This window comes from Chryseobacterium sp. R2ACT005 (genome assembly GCF_049949215.1).
In the GTDB taxonomy this organism is placed as follows: domain Bacteria; phylum Bacteroidota; class Bacteroidia; order Flavobacteriales; family Weeksellaceae; genus Chryseobacterium.
In genome coordinates this window covers 3,163,829-3,183,320 of record NZ_CP188192.1, presented here as the reverse complement: position 1 = coordinate 3,183,320, position 19,492 = coordinate 3,163,829, and the positions used below count along the sequence as shown (strand labels likewise).

Annotated in this window: 14 protein-coding genes; 9 read left to right on the top strand and 5 right to left on the bottom strand. The window is 37.2% G+C overall.

The genetic code is table 11. The annotated features are described in order from the left end of the window. Positions 1 to 73: 73 nt before the first annotated feature. On the bottom strand, positions 74 to 1,549 hold the full coding sequence (gene proS, locus ACPF63_RS14485) for a proline--tRNA ligase (RefSeq protein WP_426480395.1): 1,476 nt from the start codon (positions 1,547 to 1,549) through the stop codon (positions 74 to 76). A 144-nt stretch (positions 1,550 to 1,693) separates the two neighbouring features. On the opposite strand from proS, the gene ACPF63_RS14480 reads away from it, so the two are divergent. Next, positions 1,694 to 2,797: a prolyl-tRNA synthetase gene (locus ACPF63_RS14480; protein WP_426480394.1), complete on the top strand. Its 1,104-nt coding sequence runs from the start codon at positions 1,694 to 1,696 to the stop codon at positions 2,795 to 2,797. A 53-nt stretch (positions 2,798 to 2,850) separates the two neighbouring features. Next, the gene (locus tag ACPF63_RS14475; RefSeq protein ID WP_426480393.1) at positions 2,851 to 4,236 is read left to right on the top strand and encodes an OmpP1/FadL family transporter; all 1,386 of its coding nucleotides are present in this window, start codon (positions 2,851 to 2,853) and stop codon (positions 4,234 to 4,236) included. A gap of 58 nt (positions 4,237 to 4,294) precedes the next feature. Here the strand turns inward: ACPF63_RS14475 and ACPF63_RS14470 are convergent, their stop codons facing one another. Both ACPF63_RS14470 and ACPF63_RS14465 read right to left on the bottom strand, forming a co-directional pair. Beyond that, entirely contained in the window at positions 4,295 to 5,020 is a 726-nt protein-coding gene (locus ACPF63_RS14470) for a ZIP family metal transporter (protein WP_426483223.1), read from the bottom strand. 2 nt (positions 5,021 to 5,022) lie between these two features. Next, positions 5,023 to 5,748 (bottom strand): class I SAM-dependent DNA methyltransferase, encoded by a 726-nt coding sequence (locus ACPF63_RS14465; protein WP_426480392.1) that lies wholly within the window; start codon positions 5,746 to 5,748, stop codon positions 5,023 to 5,025. A gap of 137 nt (positions 5,749 to 5,885) precedes the next feature. On the opposite strand from ACPF63_RS14465, the gene ACPF63_RS14460 reads away from it, so the two are divergent. The 3 genes from ACPF63_RS14460 to ACPF63_RS14450 are packed head-to-tail and all read left to right on the top strand — an operon-like array spanning position 5,886 to position 7,728. Beyond that, positions 5,886 to 7,052 (top strand): THUMP domain-containing class I SAM-dependent RNA methyltransferase, encoded by a 1,167-nt coding sequence (locus ACPF63_RS14460; protein ID WP_426480391.1) that lies wholly within the window; start codon positions 5,886 to 5,888, stop codon positions 7,050 to 7,052. Positions 7,053 to 7,081: 29 nt separating this feature from the next. Beyond that, entirely contained in the window at positions 7,082 to 7,516 is a 435-nt protein-coding gene (locus ACPF63_RS14455; protein ID WP_426480390.1) for a branched-chain amino acid ABC transporter substrate-binding protein, read from the top strand. 44 nt (positions 7,517 to 7,560) lie between these two features. After that, on the top strand, positions 7,561 to 7,728 hold the full coding sequence (locus ACPF63_RS14450; RefSeq protein ID WP_426480389.1) for a hypothetical protein: 168 nt from the start codon (positions 7,561 to 7,563) through the stop codon (positions 7,726 to 7,728). A gap of 70 nt (positions 7,729 to 7,798) precedes the next feature. Here ACPF63_RS14450 and ACPF63_RS14445 read toward each other — a convergent pair whose 3' ends face one another. Together ACPF63_RS14445 and ACPF63_RS14440 are read right to left on the bottom strand one after the other, a co-directional pair. Further along, complete coding sequence (locus ACPF63_RS14445) at positions 7,799 to 8,605, bottom strand: helix-turn-helix domain-containing protein (RefSeq protein ID WP_426480388.1); 807 nt, start codon at positions 8,603 to 8,605, stop codon at positions 7,799 to 7,801. Between the two features lie 39 nt (positions 8,606 to 8,644). Further along, positions 8,645 to 9,658, bottom strand: a complete 1,014-nt coding sequence (locus tag ACPF63_RS14440) for an SDR family NAD(P)-dependent oxidoreductase (RefSeq protein ID WP_426480387.1) — start codon at positions 9,656 to 9,658, stop codon at positions 8,645 to 8,647. A 207-nt stretch (positions 9,659 to 9,865) separates the two neighbouring features. Here ACPF63_RS14440 and ACPF63_RS14435 point away from each other — a divergent pair, with 207 nt between their 5' ends. The 4 genes from ACPF63_RS14435 (at position 9,866) to ACPF63_RS14420 (ending at position 19,480) form a co-directional block, all read left to right on the top strand. Further along, a complete protein-coding gene (locus tag ACPF63_RS14435) occupies positions 9,866 to 10,870 on the top strand; it encodes a glycosyltransferase (RefSeq protein WP_426480386.1) in 1,005 nt (334 codons plus the stop codon). A gap of 804 nt (positions 10,871 to 11,674) precedes the next feature. Beyond that, positions 11,675 to 13,279 (top strand): T9SS type A sorting domain-containing protein, encoded by a 1,605-nt coding sequence (locus tag ACPF63_RS14430; protein WP_426480385.1) that lies wholly within the window; start codon positions 11,675 to 11,677, stop codon positions 13,277 to 13,279. 10 nt (positions 13,280 to 13,289) lie between these two features. After that, positions 13,290 to 15,722: a hypothetical protein gene (locus ACPF63_RS14425; RefSeq protein ID WP_426480384.1), complete on the top strand. Its 2,433-nt coding sequence runs from the start codon at positions 13,290 to 13,292 to the stop codon at positions 15,720 to 15,722. A gap of 77 nt (positions 15,723 to 15,799) precedes the next feature. After that, on the top strand, positions 15,800 to 19,480 hold the full coding sequence (locus tag ACPF63_RS14420; RefSeq protein ID WP_426480383.1) for a DUF6443 domain-containing protein: 3,681 nt from the start codon (positions 15,800 to 15,802) through the stop codon (positions 19,478 to 19,480). Positions 19,481 to 19,492 lie beyond the last annotated feature (12 nt).

Sequence of the window (19,492 nt, the reverse complement as noted above, 5' to 3'; positions counted from 1 at the left end):
ATCCGTCCAAATGTCACTTTTTTTTGAATATTTCTTTGAAAATTAACGATTTTTTTCTAAATCATTAAAATTATTAATAAGCTTTTGCGAATAATACACGTCTCTTAGAAGGTTTTCCGGAAATTAATGAAATTCCTTCTTCTATATCATCATCTAAAGGAATACATCTGATTGTTGCCTTTGTTTCATCCTTGATCTGTTCCTCTTCTTCAGCCGTACCATCCCAGTGAGCATAGATGAAACCTCCTTTCTCTTCCAGAACTTTTTTGAACTCTTCGTAAGTATCAACTTTCGTCATATTATTTTTTCTGAATTCAAATGCTTTATTATAAAGGTCCTGCTGAATAGTTTTTAATAACTCTTCGATATAAGAATCCAGACCTTCAATAGAACGAACTTCTTTCGTCAGATTATCTCTTCTCGCGATTTCCACAGATTTATTTTCCAGATCTCTTGGTCCCATTGCGATTCTAACAGGAACTCCTTTCAATTCATATTCTGCAAATTTCCATCCTGGTTTGTTCTGAGTATCATTATCAAATTTCACAGAAATACCTTTAGCTCTCAGTTTAGCCTGAATATCCAAAGCTACTTCACTGATTTGCTCTAGCTGCTCTTCTCCTTTAAAGATCGGAACAATCACTACCTGAATCGGTGCCAGAGTAGGTGGCAATACCAATCCGAAATCATCAGAGTGCGTCATAATCAAAGCTCCCATCAAACGAGTTGATGTTCCCCATGATGTAGCCCATGCATGTTCTATTTTTCCTTCTTTATTAGTGAATTTTACGTCAAATGCTTTTGCAAAATTCTGCCCTAAGAAGTGAGATGTTCCTGCCTGTAAAGCTTTTCCATCCTGCATTAAAGCTTCAATACAATAGGTTTCATCAGCTCCTGCAAATCTTTCAGATGGAGTTTTCAACCCTTGAATTACCGGCATTGCCATAAAGTTTTCTGCAAAATCTGCATATACTTTATTCATCTTTTCTGCTTCTTCAACAGCTTCATCTTTCGTAGCGTGAGCGGTGTGGCCTTCCTGCCATAAGAATTCTGCAGTTCTTAAGAAAAGACGTGTTCTCATTTCCCAACGAACAACATTCGCCCATTGGTTGATCAATATCGGTAAGTCTCTGTAAGACTGAATCCAGTTTTTGTAGGTATTCCAGATAATTGCTTCCGAAGTAGGACGAACGATAAGTTCTTCTTCCAATTTTGCATCCGGATCCACAATCAGTTTAGATGGATTGTCCGGATCGGTTTTTAATCTGTAGTGGGTAACAACAGCACATTCTTTTGCAAAACCTTCTGCATTTTTTTCCTCAGCCTCAAACAAGCTCTTGGGCACAAAAAGCGGGAAGTATGCGTTAACGTGACCTGTTTCTTTGAATTTTCTATCCATTTCATCACGCATTTTTTCCCAGATCGCATAGCCATACGGTTTGATCACCATACATCCACGCACGCCTGAGTTTTCAGCTAAATCAGCTTTTACAACCAGCTCATTATACCATTTGCTGTAATCTTCGCTTCTTGAGGTTAATTTTGCCATTATTTTTTTAAATTTTTTTAACTTTTGTACATTATTGTTATCTAAAAATAAAAATCTATTTTTGATAGATTTTTTTACCAGTATTTTGGTACATTTTTGGTACAGATTGCAAATATAATTTAAATTAAAAATTTTTACGTTATCATGAAAAGAAATATACATAAAAATTTGCTTGGTCTGCTAAGATCCAAAGGGGTGTTGGCTATATCAGGCGGATTATTACTTGTGTCTTGTGGTGCTCAGATGGGAGGGTATAGCGAGACGGATGGGGTGTATTACGACCCCAATAAGGATACGCTACCTGAAGGAGTTATCATCAATGATAGCGGAAACAGAGTAGGAGAATACTATGACTATTATCAGGATTCCAATGTTATTCAAAATGCACAGACGAATTCCCGAGAACAGCAAAACAGATATAATGACTGGAGCAATACCAATCCGAATTGGAACTCCAACGCTACAGATTCAGACTGGGGACTTTATGCAGGTTCTCAAACCAACTATTATGACAACTCCTGGGGATCTCCTTGGGGATGGTATGGTGGTTACAGCCCGTATTGGGGTTGGGGTATGAACCGTGGCTGGGGCTGGGGTGCTAGTATGTCCTGGGGTTGGGGCGGATCATTCGGCTGGGGCTGGGGAGGCTCTTACGGATGGGGAAGCCCATACTGGGGATATGGTGGATATTACGATCCATTCTGGGGTGGCTACGGAAATCCTTACTGGGGATACGGAGGCGGTTACTGGGGTGGTGGCTACTACAACAGACCAGTGTATAGAAGAAGCGGTGCTAGTGGAGGAGGATTCCAGAATACAGGTGTAGCAAACGCAGTATACAGAACCAATACGGCTAATTCAGGCTTCAGAAATACTAATAGCGGTTTCAGAAACGGAAATAATGGTGGTTTCAGAGATTCTAATTCAAATGGCGGTTTCAGAAATAGTAATGGAGGATTTAGAAACACAGATAATGGTGGCTTCAGAAATTCCAACTCAAATGGCGGTTTCAGAAATACACAGTCCAATGGTGGATTCCGTAATACAGCACCACAGACAAGACCTAACTATAATTATCAGCAACCACAGCCTAGAAACAACAATAGTGGAGGCTTCAGATCTAATGATTCAGGAGGTTTCAGATCTAGCGGCGGCTTCAACTCTGGTGGCGGTGGCTTCAGAGGCGGTTCTTCTGGCGGCGGTGGCGGAATGAGATCCGGCGGCGGCGGAAGAGGTGGATTCAGATAATTTTCAAACGAATAAACTATTAAAAAATAATGTTAAAAAAATCTTTAGTATTAATGAGTATTTCTGCTGCATTTTATGCACAGGCTCAGGATGTTTCTGTGATAAGAAATACCGTGGATGTTTACTCAAGTACTCCTATGGTGGGATCGGCTAAGTTCAATGCAATGGCTGGATCTAATGGTGCGCTAGGTGGTGATGCAAACTCTTTGCTTACCAACCCGGCAGGTTTAGGGGTAGCTATTTCAGGAGAGGTTTCAGGAACTTTATCTATTTTAGGCAATAAAAACAGCAGCTCTTTAGCTGGATCTACCATAGACTATAGCAAAACTAAGGGAGACCTTGGAAATGCAGGCGGGATCATTGCTTTCCCACTAATGACAGAAATCGGATGGAAGTTTATTAATATCGGTATTAATTTCTCCAATCAGTCTCTTGATAATGTAATCCAGTCACCGGGTAATAACAATGTTGTCTACGCCTTTGATAAAGATGATATAACCAAGGATGCTGCATTGGCGGGACATATATATGAAAGATATGGTAATCTGTCAAAGATGAGCTTTGGGGTAGGAGCCAATTATAATCATAATTTATATTTAGGGGCGGGTTTCAATTTTTTCAACGCTTCAGTTGATCAATATGATACTTTATTTTACCGAAACATTGCCAATAATTCTACGGAAGGATTCAGTAAGCAGGATACTCCTTATACAGAAAGATCTTCAGGTTTTTCTGCTTCATTAGGGGTGATCGGAAAACTAAGTCCTAACTTCAGAGTAGGAGCGTCTCTTGAAACACCTACATTCTGGACAATAGACAGAAATTATTATTTCTATAATGATCCTGTTTACGGAGATGATATGGGAGCTGAGAACAGAAAGTTTACTTCACCGCTTAAAGCAACTGTGAGTGCTGCATTTGTAGCAAGTAAAAACTTCTCTTTGAATGTAGATTATACCCTTGGACTTACAAAGCCTGATTATAAAGTATACGGCGGTGCAGAAAGATCATTAAATGATTTCTTTAAAGAGAATTACAAAAACCTTTCTGAAGTAAGAGTAGGAGCTGAGTACAGAGTACAGCAGTTCAGACTGAGAGGAGGTTATGCTTACCAGTCAAGTCCTTTTGATGCACTTACGATCAGTAGATTTAATGATGCCGGAAGCGTAGGAGATCAATCATACAGCAACATGATGCTAAGCGATAGAAATACGCTTTCTTTCGGTATCGGGTATGATTTCAAATCTTTCTATGTAGACGCATCTTATCAGAATATCTCATCTAAGTATACTAACCCTTTTATGAGAGGATATATGGACGGAAATTCTGATTCATCTTATTATTCTGCTAGTAACATCTTTGAAAGTGATTCATATGCTGCAAGTGAGGTTAAAAATAACAGAAATAATTTCTTCCTTACAGTAGGATGGAAGTTCTAAGCTTTACATAAGCTATATACAATAAAAAAGCTCCGGATTCCGGAGCTTTTTTTATTTTTTAATGAGAATGGGCAGCAGGATGTTGGTGGAAGAGATGCATCATTAATGCAAGTGAAACTCCTAAAACAACCAGTCCGATCTTTACCCAGTCAATATTGTGATTTTTATTACTTTCAAAAATGATCACTGATGAAATGTGAAGGAAAATTCCCCCTACGATAGCCAGAAAATAGGGCTGAAGATCAGGATTGAAATAGTTTCCTAGCAACATTCCCATTGGAGAAGCCAGAGCAAATAAGGCTACAATGAGAATAGAGGGGTACGATGAAGAACTTTTTGATTCTCCTTTTCTGTTAAATAAAAATGCTCCCAGAATAAATGAAATAGGGAGATTGTGAAACACAATTCCCCAAAGATAAGGAGACATCTCGTGTTCTTCATTGGCAAGAGGAATTCCTTCAATGAAAGCATGAATAAACAATCCTACCATTAAAGCAGCAGGAAGAATATTGTGTTCACTATGATGATGGAAATGCCCATGTTCAAAACCTTTGGTAAGAGCTTCCAGAATCATCTGAAGAAGAACTCCTCCGATGACGAATATCCCAAGATTACTGCTTCCGGCAGAGGTATAAACCTGAGGGAAAACTTCATTGAGACAGATCGTAATTAAAAAACCGGCACTCAATATCAAAAGATTTTTGGCCAGTTTTTCTTTTTTACCAAAGTGCTTTCCCAGAAATACTCCTGTTATTACACTTAAAATCAGTAAAAGTACTGTTATCATTATTTTTTCTTAAATAAATTGATACAACGTGGGGAATTTTCTTTATTAAATTCATTCAGCTGATAGTCTCCCCAGATTTTTATTCTTTCAAAACCACATTCCGAAGCATAGTTGTGAATAGCTTCCAATGTATGAAGCTTTACCTTTTCAAAAAAATGAAACGGCTTACCGTCAGCTTCAAAACGGATATCTTTGATGACATGTCTGCCTTCGATTTTTTTCAGGATTCTGAAATCAATATCACCGCGTGTTACTGTTGTTTCAGGGATCAGCGTATTTCTTACATACGCTTCATTCAGATAATCAAGAACAAAATATCCTCCGGGCTTCAATGCATTGTAAACAGACTGAAATACCTTTTTATCATCATTTTCATTGTCAAAATACCCAAAACTTGTAAATAAATTGAATACAGCATCCATAGGGTCTGCATCAATTGGGTTTCTCATATCATGAACTTCAAAAATCAAGGTTTGATTTTCATACTGTTTGTCAGACTCAATGCTTTGTCTAGAAAGGTCAAGACCTAAAACATCATACCCTAATTTATTAAGAAAAACAGAGTGTCTTCCCTTTCCGCAGGCAAGATCTATGATTTTCGACTGAGGCGGCAACTGAAGGTCCGCCGTGAGCTTTTTAATGAAGTTTTCAGCTTCAGTATAGTCTCTGTTGCTATAAAGCAAATGATAATAAGGGGTATCAAACCAAGATTCAAACCATTCCATAATGCAAAAATAACTAAATTTGTGCGGTTAAAAGCAAAGTATTTTACAACATTAAGAGATTGAAAATTTCAATTGGACAAGGAATTGGATGGCTAATCTTTTAATTATTAAAGCTTTAAATCTTTTAATTCATACTTATGGATACAGAAAATATTAAAATACAGATAAAGACATTCTTCGGATTGGAGCAGATTCTGGCAGAAGAAATCAAAAAATTGGGTGGTAGGAATGTTGAAATTAAAAACAGGGCAGTAAATTGTGAAGGAGATCTTGGTTTTCTTTACAAGATCAATTACTCTGCGAGAACAGCATTGAAAATACTGGTTCCGATTCATGAGTTCAAAGCTTTTAATCAACATCAGTTCTACGATAGATTGTTCAAATTTGAATGGGAAAACTTCATGAATGTTGATCAGTCTTTCTCTATTGATGCTACAGTAAACTCTGAAACATTCAAGCATTCTCAGTTTGTGACTTTAAAAATGAAGGATGCGATCGTGGATTATTTCCAGGAAAAATTCAAAAGACGTCCGAATGTGGAAACGAGAAATCCGGATATCAAATTCCATCTTCATATTGACAGAGAATTGGTGATGATTTCAATGGACTCTTCCGGTGATCCTTTATTTAAGAGAGGGTACAGAAGAGAGCAGGGAGAAGCGCCTATCAATGAGGTTCTTGCAAGCGGAATGCTTCAGCTGGCAGGCTGGGACGGAAAAGGAAATTTCCTTGATCCTATGTGCGGTTCAGGAACATTATTGATTGAAGCGGCTATGATTGCGATGGATCTTCCGGCTCAGATCTTCAGAAAGAGATTCGGCTTCCAGAACTGGAATAACTATGATGCAGAATTGTTTTCGAAAATCAAAGAATTCAGAATTAACAGAGTCAGACAGTTTGATGGAAAAATTGTTGGGTATGATATCGACGCAAGAATGCTGAATGCTGCAAGAATGAATGTAGAAGCAGCAGAAATGGAAGATGTGATCGAGATTAAAAAACAAGATTTCTTTGATTCTAAGAAAGAATTGTTCCCTTTATTAATGGTATTCAATCCACCATATGATGAGAGAATTTCTATCAATGATGATGATTTCTACAAGAAAATAGGAGATACCTTTAAAACCAATTACCCGAATACCTTAGCGTGGCTGATCTCTTCAGACCTTGAAGCGGTAAAGAAAATTGGTCTTCGTCCTTCAAGAAAGATTAAACTTTTCAACGGAAAACTGGAAACGAGATTTTTACAGTACGAAATGTATGAGGGAACGAAGAAGATACATAAGCTGGAAGATAATAAGTAACAGTTTGTATCGTTTAAAATAATAAACTGATGGCTTGGAATTTTCTTGATGGACTTGATATAATTGTAGATGTATTGGAACTATTTGGTTCTGGTTCTGGTTCTGGTTCACGTTCAACTTCTGATAGAAAAAGCCTGAACTATGATGAGAAGCCACAAAAAAAGAGTTCAAAGAGATACAAATATTTCACAGAGAAAGTAAGTGCAGTATTTATCATATTGGCTGCATTTTCTTTTTTTATTGTTTTTAAAGATCCTTTACCTGCGCAAAATTATACACAAACTTTGGTGGTAACTTCCTTAATAGGAGTTGGAATTTCGTTTATACTATTTTTTATCCTGCATGTGATAGAGTTTTATTATTTTAAAAATATTTCTAAACTGCTTCTGTTCAGCTGTTCGGTAATTGTTTTCTTTATTTCTGTGGTCATGTATATCTATTTCAGATCTGGTTGGTTTATATAACACAATTGGTTATAAACTAAAAATTAATAAACTTTGAGATTAAAATGTCCTGGAATTTTTTAGATGTATTTGATGTGGTTTTGGATGCGTTTGGACTGTTTAGTCCCGGATCAAAATCGCCACGCTCAAAACCTAAAAGAAAGGCTCTAAATCATAACGTAATAGCTCAAAAGAAAGAGTTAAAAGATCCAGATATTTCACAGGAAAAATAATATCAGTAGATTATTAATTTAATTAAATAATAAAAACAGGTTGTACTTATATGGTACAACCTGTTTTATTTTATCGTGCCAGTGAAGGTGCAAACCCATACTGTTTTTTAAAGGCGTGCGAAAAATGCGACAGATCTTCAAAGCCTACTTCCAGGAAAATGTCAGAAGGTTTTTTATTCTTTTCAGACAAATGATAATAGGCGAGTTCAAGACGCTTTTGAGTAAGCCATCGCTGCGGTGTCGTTTGAAAAATCTTTCTGAAATCACGGTTGAAAGTAGATAAGCTCCTTCCCGTAAGATATCCGAACCGTTCCAAAGGCATATTAAACATATAATTCTTTTCCATAAAATTAATAAGATCCACTTTTCCCGGTTCATCAAAATCGGCAAGTATATGATCTATATCCGGATCAATTTCTCTTAGAATACTGATGGCTTCAGTAATCTTTAAATGAGCGATATTCTCAGGAAAAGGCCCTTCAATTTCAAAATAAGGAATAAGAGAAGACAGACAGCTGTTCAGAAGAGGGTGACTGCTGAAACTGTGAATGCTGGATTCACGATATCCGGTCTTCCTCTGAAAATCAACAGAACTGTAAAAATCTTTCAGACGTTCTGTGGTAAGATGCATGGCTACTGCTTTATGAGGAAGCCCGTCTTTGGGATAATTAATGATTGTTGCCAGATGATTTCTTGGGATCAGAAATAGATCTCCCGCTTTGAAAATATAGGTTTTATCTGCCTGAATAATTTTTGTTTCTCCTGATATAAACCAGACCAGCATATGATATTCAAAAACCGTTTCTGTTTTGAACAGCTTATCATCATAGCTGGAAAGCTTGATATCCGGTGTGAGGTATTGTATCTGGAAGTCCATTGTCAGAAGTTTTTCATTACAAATGTATTTAAAAAACAATTATTTGGCATCAAAGCGGAATCCCAACATTTCTTCACTCAGTTTCCATAATTCTTTTGCATTTTTTTTGTCAATAGAATAGGGCTGTACTCCGCGGATGGTAGCCGGTTCATCAAACCTGTGCTCAATCTGTCCTCTGTCGACCTCTGCGATATCACAGTTTTCACAATACACTCCACCTATTTCGTTAAGTTGAGGACTTACAGCACACCAGATTGTCGTAGCAGCCCCTTGTGGAACCGTTTTTAAACGGGCTTCAACCTCCGGTTTGATATTTCCGTTTTCATCATGCGTTCCAAGTTGTTTAAAAAGTTCAACAGGCTCTTCTCTGCCCAGATCAGTCCCGTATACGGAACCGGGATGAAGGGAATAGGCTCTGATATTAAATTCTTTTCCTCTTTCATCAAGTTCTATGGCAAACAAATTACAGGCTGTTTTGGATTGTCCATATCCGGATAAGGTATCATAGTCTCTTTTCTCAAAATTAGGATCTTCAAAATCAAAAGGAGACATCTGATGTCCATAAGAAGAAACACTGATCACCCTTGCGCCGTTAGCTTTTTTCAGAGCCGGCCATAATTTTGCAGTAAGGTGAAACTGCCCAAGGTAATTGGTCGCCAGCTGAGATTCAAGACCTCTGCTGTCTCTGCGAAGAGGAACCCACATGATTCCAGCATTGTTAATAAGCAGATCCAGACTTCTCCCTGATGCTGTAAATCGTTCTGCAAAAGCATCAATAGAAGCCGGGTTCATCAGGTCCATTTCCTCGAGTTCAAAATTTTCAATTCCTGAAAGGTTTTTTCGGGCCTTTTCAATATCTCTTGCAGGAATAATAATGTGAGCTCCGGCTGAGCTAAGTGCTTTTGTAGTTTCAAGACCAATTCCTGCATAACCGCCGGTAATGATCACCGTTTTTCCGGTAAGATCGATTCCTTTAATAACTTCCTGAGCTGTTGAATACGCATTGAACCCCGATTGAACAGGCTGTTGCAATGCATTGATAGTTGATTCCATTTTTTATTGTTTTAAATTTCTATAGCAAAATTAGAGTAGATTCCCCGTGTTTATTTTGTTTAAAATGTCAAATTTGTTGGCTCAGAATTTCATTTGTAAAATCTATACAGTAAAAAGGATGAATGGAACTTCGTTAATTTCTCTGAATAAGCTGTTAAACTGTTTGTAGGTTGTTCTGCGAATAAGTAATTTTGAAAAATTTTCAATTTGAAGCCTACTATTTCCATTGTCGTTGCCATTTACAACCGAAAAGATGAACTTTTTGAGCTGCTGACTTCTCTTACCCAACAGACGGATAAGGAGTTTGAGATCATTATTGTAGATGACGGTTCTCTGATCGACCTGAAACCTACTATCGAAAACTTTGAGCAGGGGTTGGATATTAAATATTTCAGAAAAGATAATTCAGGACCTGGATTGACAAGAAATTACGGAGCAGCAAGAGCAGCCAATGAATGGCTGGTATTTGTAGACAGTGATGTCATCGTTGAAAAAGATTATATTGAACATATTAAAAACGATATTCTTACAATTCCCTGTGATGCGTTTGGAGGTGCAGATAAGGCTCATAAAGGATTCAATCTGATGCAGAAGGCTATTTCCTATTCCATGACCTCTGTTTTTACTACCGGAGGAATCAGGGGAAGTAAAAAAGCTGTTTCTAAATTTCAGCCCAGAAGTTTTAACATGGGAGTGAAAAAGTCTGTTTTTGAAAAGGTAGGTGGATTTTCAGAAATGAGAATAGGAGAGGATCCGGATCTGTCTATGACGCTTTGGGAAAATGGATTTACTACTGCTTTTTTTGACAATATTGCTGTTTATCACAAGCGTAGAGTCGATTTTGGAAAATTCTCCAAACAGGTTTATCAGTTTGGCTGTGCAAGACCAATCCTTAATCAGAGACATCCCAATTATGTAAAGATTTCTTTTGCATTTCCTACTTTATTTATGTTAGGATATGCAATGGGCTTTCTGGAGTATTTTATTATGCATAGAGGGATAATTCTTTCTTTTTATGGAGTGTACACCTTTTTGGTGTTGTTTCACGCTTTATTACTGACTAAAAATATCAGTATTGCCGGTATGGCGGTTATTTCCACTTATATTCAGATGTTTTCTTACGGTTATGGATTCCTGAAATCCTGGATTCTGTTGAATGTTTTCAGAATGAAACCGGAGGAGGCTTTTCCGCATCATTATTATAAGAAATAACAGGGTATTGTCTGCAAAAGAAAATTCAATAGAAATGGACTGTTATCCTGAGCGTAGTCGAAGGAAGCCCATTTGTCAAGTAATAACCTCTTCCAATGGCTTTAGCCAAAACCTAAAAGATTATACAACATTTGCTACTCAATTAATTACTGAAACAATATACTTTATTGATCATTAATACAAAAAATGGGATATGAGCCTATAATTTGAGGTTCCGGAATACTATTTTGTGGTCTTTTCACCTTCCGTTAAGGTCTGTTATATCAAATTTCCGGTTGGACAACCCCATCGTCAATATTAAAGACATATACTGAAGGGCTCTGACCCCTGGCGGAGAATTTCCCAACCACAAAAGACAGGTTATATACTTCTTCAGCAGAAATAAAAAGATCCGGAATGATGTTCCGGATCTTTCTTATTTTACTTATTCTCCTTAGGAAGGGTTTCATCTGTTTTAAGACTCTTGGCAAAAAGCTGTTTCAGTTCGTTCTGTTTTACCTCAAACCCAGGTGATGCGGTTTCTGCTTTATAGACTGTGTAGGCATAATCTGTAAGCGTAACCTGGTAATTGTCATAGTCATGTAATTATACTCAGTAATTTTTTTATGCGACATGTTTTGTCGTTGTGTATGGATAATTTTGTATCAGAATAAGATAAATCTTAATATACTTTAAAGAGGATTTAACAATAAATAGTATGATTTACAGCATACCACATGAAAGTAATTTTTGTGCCTTAAAAAGTGTTAAATTCGCACAGTTTTAATAAAACTAATTACTAACTCAGAAAACAACAACACGGGAATGAAAAAATTCTACATCAGTGCATTCACCTTATGCACGGTCTTGGGTATCTCTGCCCAGGAAGTGGTGTGGCAAAAAGACATCAAATCCTCTACCCAGGATTTTCTAAGCCAGGTTACCACAACCATTGATCAGCAATATCTTATTACGGGAAGCTCTATACAGTCAGGAAGCGGGAAACTGGAGGCTGGAAGTAAACAGAATAACGGTTACGATTTTCACCTTGTAAAACTGAATCAACAGGGAAATGAAGTCTGGGAAAAATACTTTTCGGGCTCCAATCATGATTATTTATCAGCTACCGTCACCACGCAGGACGGTGGATTTCTATTAGCCGGAACATCGTATTCAGGGAAGGGTCTGGATAAAAAAGAGGATTCTAAAGGAGGTTCAGATATCTGGCTGATCAGAATCAATGAATTTAGTGATGAATTATGGCAAAAAACCTTAGGAAGCTCTTCCGATGAGGAAGCTAAAACTGTTATCCAAACTACAGATTTAGGATTTTTTGTTGCAGGCAATGTACAAAACGCTGCAAAAGGTTACGGTTCCAAAGATGTCTGGATCACAAGACTTGATAAAGATGGAAAAGAGTTATCCCAATTAATCTTAGGTGGAAAAGGCTTAGATGAAATGGAGAGGATGATTCCAACGAAGGATGGAGGAGCTTTATTGGGAATTTATTCCAGGAGTTCTGAGGTCCGTGTTTCGGGATCTGGAGAAAAGACAAGCGAAACCTCCCCGAACCCCCTATCCCGTATCGCAAAATCCACAGACAATTTTGGAGAAGGTGATTACTGGATTGTCAAGCTTGATAAATCAGGAAAAGTAGAATGGGAAAAGAACTTTGGAGGAAAAGGAGATGATCATATCAGAACATTGGCATTAACATCAACTGGCTTCATCATTGGTGGAGAATCCAGATCAGAAAGGTCAGGAAACAGAACGGTAGGAATAGAAGAAGGGACAGATCTTTGGCTGATTTGTTTAAATGAAAGAGGTGATGAACAGTGGCAGAAATCCTTTAATTTCAAAAACCGTGATATTTTGATGAGCATGAGTGTTCTTCATGCAGCAGATGACAAGTCTTCCAAAGGAATTTTACTAGGGGGCTATACTCAGGCTGAGGGAAGAATTCAGACTGATGATGAAACTTTCTGGATGCTCTATCTTGATCATAATGGCAATGAACAGTGGAGAAAACATGTAAAAGGAGAATCCAGAAAGAAGGAAGAAAGACTTTCAGATTTGAAACTCAACAGAGACGGTTCAATTGTTTTGGCAGGAACAAGTGCAGAAGAATTGGGTAAAGAAAACTGGAAGATCGTGAAACTGGGAGACAAACAGGTTGATCAGTTAATTGAAAAATACGATATCAAAATTTATCCGAACCCTGTTTCAGATTACGCTTACATAGAAATTGGTTTTGATTTTAAAGATGCTGATATTCTATTGTATGATATGAGCGGGAGACAGCTTCAGAGCGTAAAAACTAAAAGCAGAGTAACTAAAATCAATACACAGGCTCTGGTCCAGGGAGCATATCTGGTGACGATAAAAACAGATACGAATAAAACAGCGAATGCTAAATTGATTAAAAAATAATCTGATGACAATGAAGAAAACATTTTTATGGCTGGTATGTTTTTTATGCTATGCTTTATACAACGGGCAAAGCCAAAATGATGCGGTTGTAAGACCAACCCCATCTATTGCAGGATTGTCAACTTACAATACAGTTCCTGTTTCTGTGCAGACAGGTATTCCTGAAATTTCCTATCCATTTATTAGTCTTGAAACAGCAAGTAAATTGGTTAATATCAATTTAGGACTTAGCTATCATGCCGCTAATACTTCTGCTATAGATCGAACGAGTGAAGTAGGAAAGGGATGGGTATTTTTATCAGGAGGTTCTATTTCAAGAGAGATTTTTGAAGATTTTGACGAATCTTTCGACGATTCTGGCTTTCATGCATATCAGAAAAACGAATTCAATGATATTTATAATTTCAATATCCCAGGAGAGTCTGGTAAATTCAGATTTGTAAGAGATATAGTGAATAATACTTTCGAAATGGTAAAGCTTACTCCCTTTACCTCTAAAGTTGAATATACCCGTACCAATAACCAGGCAACTCTTATTTTAGATTCTTTTACAATAACAAGTGAAACCGGAATTAAATATGTATTTAAAGACTATGATATAGGCATTATGAACGTATTTGTTTGGTCTCATCCTGATCCGGCAGTGGGAGATATTTATACGGAAGCAAAATACAGAAGTGCCTTTTATCTTTCTTCTATTCTTGATGAAAATGGACAGGAGCTTGTAAAATATACTTATTTAAGAGATTTAAAATATTTTCTAGGGATGCCAATTGTTGAGACTGAAACTAATAAACTCACCCGTATTGAAGCAAAAGGATATGGGCTCGTAGAAATCAATTATGACAGGGACGAATCACTTAGAAGCGGCAATGATATTTTTGGAATTAATAATGTAGTTCTTAAAACTGCAAATAATATTTTTATTAAGAAATATTTATTTGATTATTCATATGATGGTTATTATCCTAATTCATGGGAAAACACTTCAATAGCTTATAGAATTTTAAAATCATTTAGTCAGATAGATTCCACTGGGAAAATAATTGAAAAATATGCTTTTGATTACACAGGGGCTAGTTATGAAGCTCCATTTTACAATGATTATGGACATATTAATGGAAAATCTTATAATACTTATACTATTTTAAATAAAGTAATATTACCTACAGGAGGAACAGTTCAATATAATTTTGATATGATTCAACATTCTGCTTTAGAAGGGTTGCCGAGAATTAAGAATATTAAATATTTCAATACTATAAGTAATAATGGTTTCTATAATATAACTCCTGCAAGAATCGAAGAATATGACTATAATAAGTTTGATAATTCGGGGAATTCCGGATATTTAGTTGAAGGAGGAAAACTTGGTGCGAAAATGGCTAGCCCTGCTTTTATTTATAAAAATGTAAAGGTAACTCAAGGAAATGATTTGGGATATACCAAATATTATTTTAAAGCTCCGGATGATTATACTTTTGATAATACTAATCGTATTTGGCCAAATTATAATCTTGTAAGAGGAGGGTTAATTGATAAAAAGGAAATTTATAATTCTTTGAATCAAAAAGTATCTGAAGATGCGTTTGATTATACAATAGTTGAATATAATGCTCCTAAATATTGGGTTACTCCAAGTTCTAATATTTATAACTTTTATATAAAAACAGCATGGATAAAAGACAGTAAAGTAACTTCAAAAAATTATTTTGATTCCGGAGTTGCAGAAACTAAAAATGAGGTATTCAGAAATAACCATAATAATAAACCTAATCTGGAAAGATCTACTTCATTTGATGGAAGCATACAAGAAACAACGTATCAATACGCTCAAGATAAAAATAATCAAAAGCTTATTGCCGCTAATATGACCGGAATTCCTTTAGAGACTGTTTCAACTATTAAGAAAAATAGTTTAGACCCAGGAAAAATAATCACAAGAACAGAAACCAAATATGATAATGCTGGAAATAAATATCCTTCTTCTACCATTTCTTATGATTCTCAAAACAGTTTGATTTCAGAAATCATCTTCGGTCGTTATGATGTAAAGGGGAACTTAGAAGAGTATACCACCAAAGACGGAATAACGGTTTCTGTGGTTTGGGGTTACAACAAAACACAGCCTATTGCTAAAATAGAAGGAGCTTCATACAGTCAGATCGCTCCGTATATTTCTGATCTCATCAGTAAATCTGATATGACAGTTGTTTCTGAACAGGATCTTCAGAATTCTCTGGATACTTTCAGGAACAATGCCAATCTGAGCAATTACCAGATTACTACCTATCTGTTTGATTCTTTAAACAGAATGAAGACGATGACCCCGCCTACGGGAGTTCGTGCCGTTTACCAGTATGATTCAGCGGGAAGATTGGAAAAGGTAGAAGATGAAACGGGAAAAGCACTGAAGAAATACCAATATAACTACGGACATTGATGATGAATAATGAGCGTTTAAGAACAAAAATTCAGCTTCCTGACTTCTCATTTCTAACCTCTAGTATTTCAATTAAGATGAAAAAATTACTATTATTATTCGGTCTTTTTTCTGCAGTCTGTTCACAGGCTCAGAAAACGACAACGGAAAACTATATATCCACTACAGACTGCCTGAATGAAGACTGCAGCAAAAAAACAGAAACAGTACAATACTTTGACCTTTTGGGAAGACCCAAACAGGTTGTGAATGTGAAAGCAACTCCACTAGAAAAAGATATCGTAACTCCTGTTGTATATGATGATCTGGGAAGGCAGACCAGAACTTATCTTGCCATTCCTCAGAGTTCCAGTTCCAATGGAGCTGTTTATCCCCAGACTTCGGGAATGGTTCCCTATCCGGTGGCTGATGCTGTCGGCATTTATGCCGGGGAAAAGATATATACAGAAAAGCTCCTTGAAAGTTCCCCGTTAGAGAGGGTTTTACAACAGAAGCCGATTGGAAATAACTGGAATGGAAAGGCTGTGTTTTTTGGCTATGATCTTAATATAACTACTGATCATGTCAAAAATTATCAGGCAACAGTCAGTTGGGATCCAACGGAGAAACTTTACAAAAACGAATTACAGTACACGATCTCAGAATATGCAGCCGGTAAGCTCATTAAAAATACGGTTACAGATGAAGATAATAATAAAATTGTTGAATTTAAAGACGCCTCCGGGCAGACCATACTTTCCAGAAAAGTAATAGATGCCGTAAAAAGTGCAGATACCTATTACGTATATAATGATTACAAACAGTTGGCCTATGTTATCCCACCATTGGCATCAGCCACAGCTTTGAATTCCTCAGCAGTTGATGATGTATGTTATCAGTATAAGTATGACAGCAAAAATAGGCTGGTAGAGAAAAAACTTCCCGGTAAAGGCTGGGAATATATGGTCTATGATAAACAGGACAGGCTGATACTTTCTCAGGATGCAGTATTGGGAAGTACCCAAAATAACTTTGCGGCCAAAGGCTGGACGTTCTCCAAATATGATGAGTTCGGAAGAGTGGTATATACCGGTTTTTTTGCGAGTACAGCTTCCAGAATTGATATACAGACCCTTATCAACAATATGTCTGTTAATTTGGGAAATAATGAAAAAAGAAATAATACGACCCCGATTATCCAGAATGGTGAAAACATTTATTATACAAAAAATGCTTTTCCAACAGAAAGTATGACGATATTAAGTGTCAATTATTATGATACCTATCCGCCTCTTCCCTTCGGAGTCACCACACCTGTTTCCATTATGGGCAAACCGGTATTGAAACAGCCTGGACAAGGCACGGCTTCTGTAAATACTAAGGGTCTTTTGCTGGCCTCTTACATCAGAAATGTGGAAGATAATGCCTGGACAAAAACCTTCAATTATTACGATGAAAAAGGCCGAACCATAGGATCATACGCCCAAAATCATCTGGGAGGATATACCAGAACAGAGTTGGATATCGATTTTGCCGGAGTCACCAGACAGAGCAAGGCGTATCACAAAAGACTTTCCTCAGATCCTGAAAAGGTAATCACTCAGACTTTCACCTATGACCACCAAAACAGGTTATTGATGCATAAACACCAGGTAGATACCAATCCTGAAGAGATTCTGGTACAGAACGAGTATAATGAACTATCACAGTTAAAAAACAAAAAACTGGGCGGAACAAACCCTTCACAACCCCTGCAGAGTATCAACTATACCTACAATATCAGAGGATGGCTGACCAAAATCAATGATCCCTCTAATCTTAACGGAAAACTGTTTGGGTATGAAATGAGATATTTCAATCCTGTGAACCCGAATATTGCTCCGGGAAAATTTACAGGAACGATCACGGAGATCGACTGGAAAAATGCTTCTGAAGATGTGCTGAAACGGTATAATTATGCTTATGACGGGCTGGGCAGACTTCAGGATGCAGTATATTCTGAACCTAATGCTACAGTTCCCTTTAACAATAATTATAATGAATATCTGACCTATGATCTGAACGGAAACATTAAAACGTTAAAAAGGAATGCTTTTCCTACGAGTGGTGGTACAACATCCGTTCAGGTGGATGACCTGATCTACAATTATACCGGAAACCGTTTAACTAAAGTTACAGAGAATGCCCTGAATGACACCGGATATGAAGGCGGAAACAACACCATTTCCTATGACCTGAACGGAAATATGAAAGATATGCTGGATAAAGGAATCCAGTCTATTCAATACAACCATCTGAATCTTTCCAATGAATATAGTGTTCAGCAGACCAACGCATTTGGACAGCTGCTCAACAGCACGATGAACTATCTTTACCGTGCAGACGGAACCAAGCTGCGAAAAATTTATTCAAGCGCTCCGCCAAGAGGATCTACCACCACCCGTATTACAGATTATCTGGACGGCTTTCAGTACAGTTATACGGAAGGAGGCGGAATTTGTCTTGAATGCAGAACAGAAAGTGCCTATGAACAGCAGGCTTATAAAAATGCATCCCTTGTATTTCCGGGAACACCAACTCCGGAGTGGAAACTGGATTTTATGGCTACCGCAGAAGGCTTTTACAGTTTCACGGAAAACCGCTATATTTACCAGTACAGAGACCACCTTGGAAATGCCAGGGTAACCTTTGCCAAAAGCAGCGCAGGCGCTCCTGAAATTATTGATACCAACAACTACTATCCTTTTGGGCTGAACCATATCTCAGGACCGTTCAGTACCTCTAATTTCGGAAGTTTCTACAGTTATAAATATAATGGCAAAGAACTTCAGGAAACCGGGATGTATGATTACGGAGCAAGGATGCTGATGCCTGATCTGGGAAGATGGGGTGCTATGGATGCCATGTCTGAGAAATACAGTGCATGGAGTCCTTATAACTATGCTATTAATAATCCTGTGATGGTGATTGATCCGGATGGGAATGATATTTCTTATTCAGGGGAAGCAGCACAACAGGCTTTCCGAGCGTATGTTGCAACAATGTCTACAAGTTCTGGATCATCGGGAGGAAATATATTTACGGGATTGGATAATGAGTATGATAAGGATGGCAAGATGATTAGTAACTTAGGTGGAAATAAAATAGATTTTTACCATCAAAGAAATGGAGATACTAAAGTAGTTAGTCGACAAACTGGAGCTTCAAATATTATTACAGGTGGAGAATCTATTATTAGAGGTTATACTCATAGAGGAAAAGATATAGGATGGGGAACGATAACAATTGAATATTTTGGAGGAAGTGGACCTGCTCGCAGTCTATTTAGTGATTTTAATGATTCTAATGATGGACCTTTTGCTTCTCTAGACAAAGCATCATCTCCGTATTCTTCTTTAGCAAGACAAGCATCATTAAACTCACAAGATCCAAAAGGGTTTGTAGAGATGACATATCTTCAGGCTAATCCTCTAAGAGCAAATTTTGATGGGTATGAGCAGATGTGGGGAAGATCCACTGTATCTTGGTACAAATTAGGAGACGAAACACTTTTTTTAATGTTAGATTCAAAATCTCAGGAGTCATTATTTTATAGATTACCAGTAAATAATTTTGAAAGAACCGAAGGAAAAGTAAATAGCTTTGGAAATACATATCAGACTTATATGTGGACTGAAAGCAATTCCGAAGTTCAAAAAAAAGTAATTAACCCAACCTTAAAGAACGTTTTTAAACAAGCTGTAACACCACCATCTATATTAAAAAGACCTAGATTTTAAATCGAACAACTT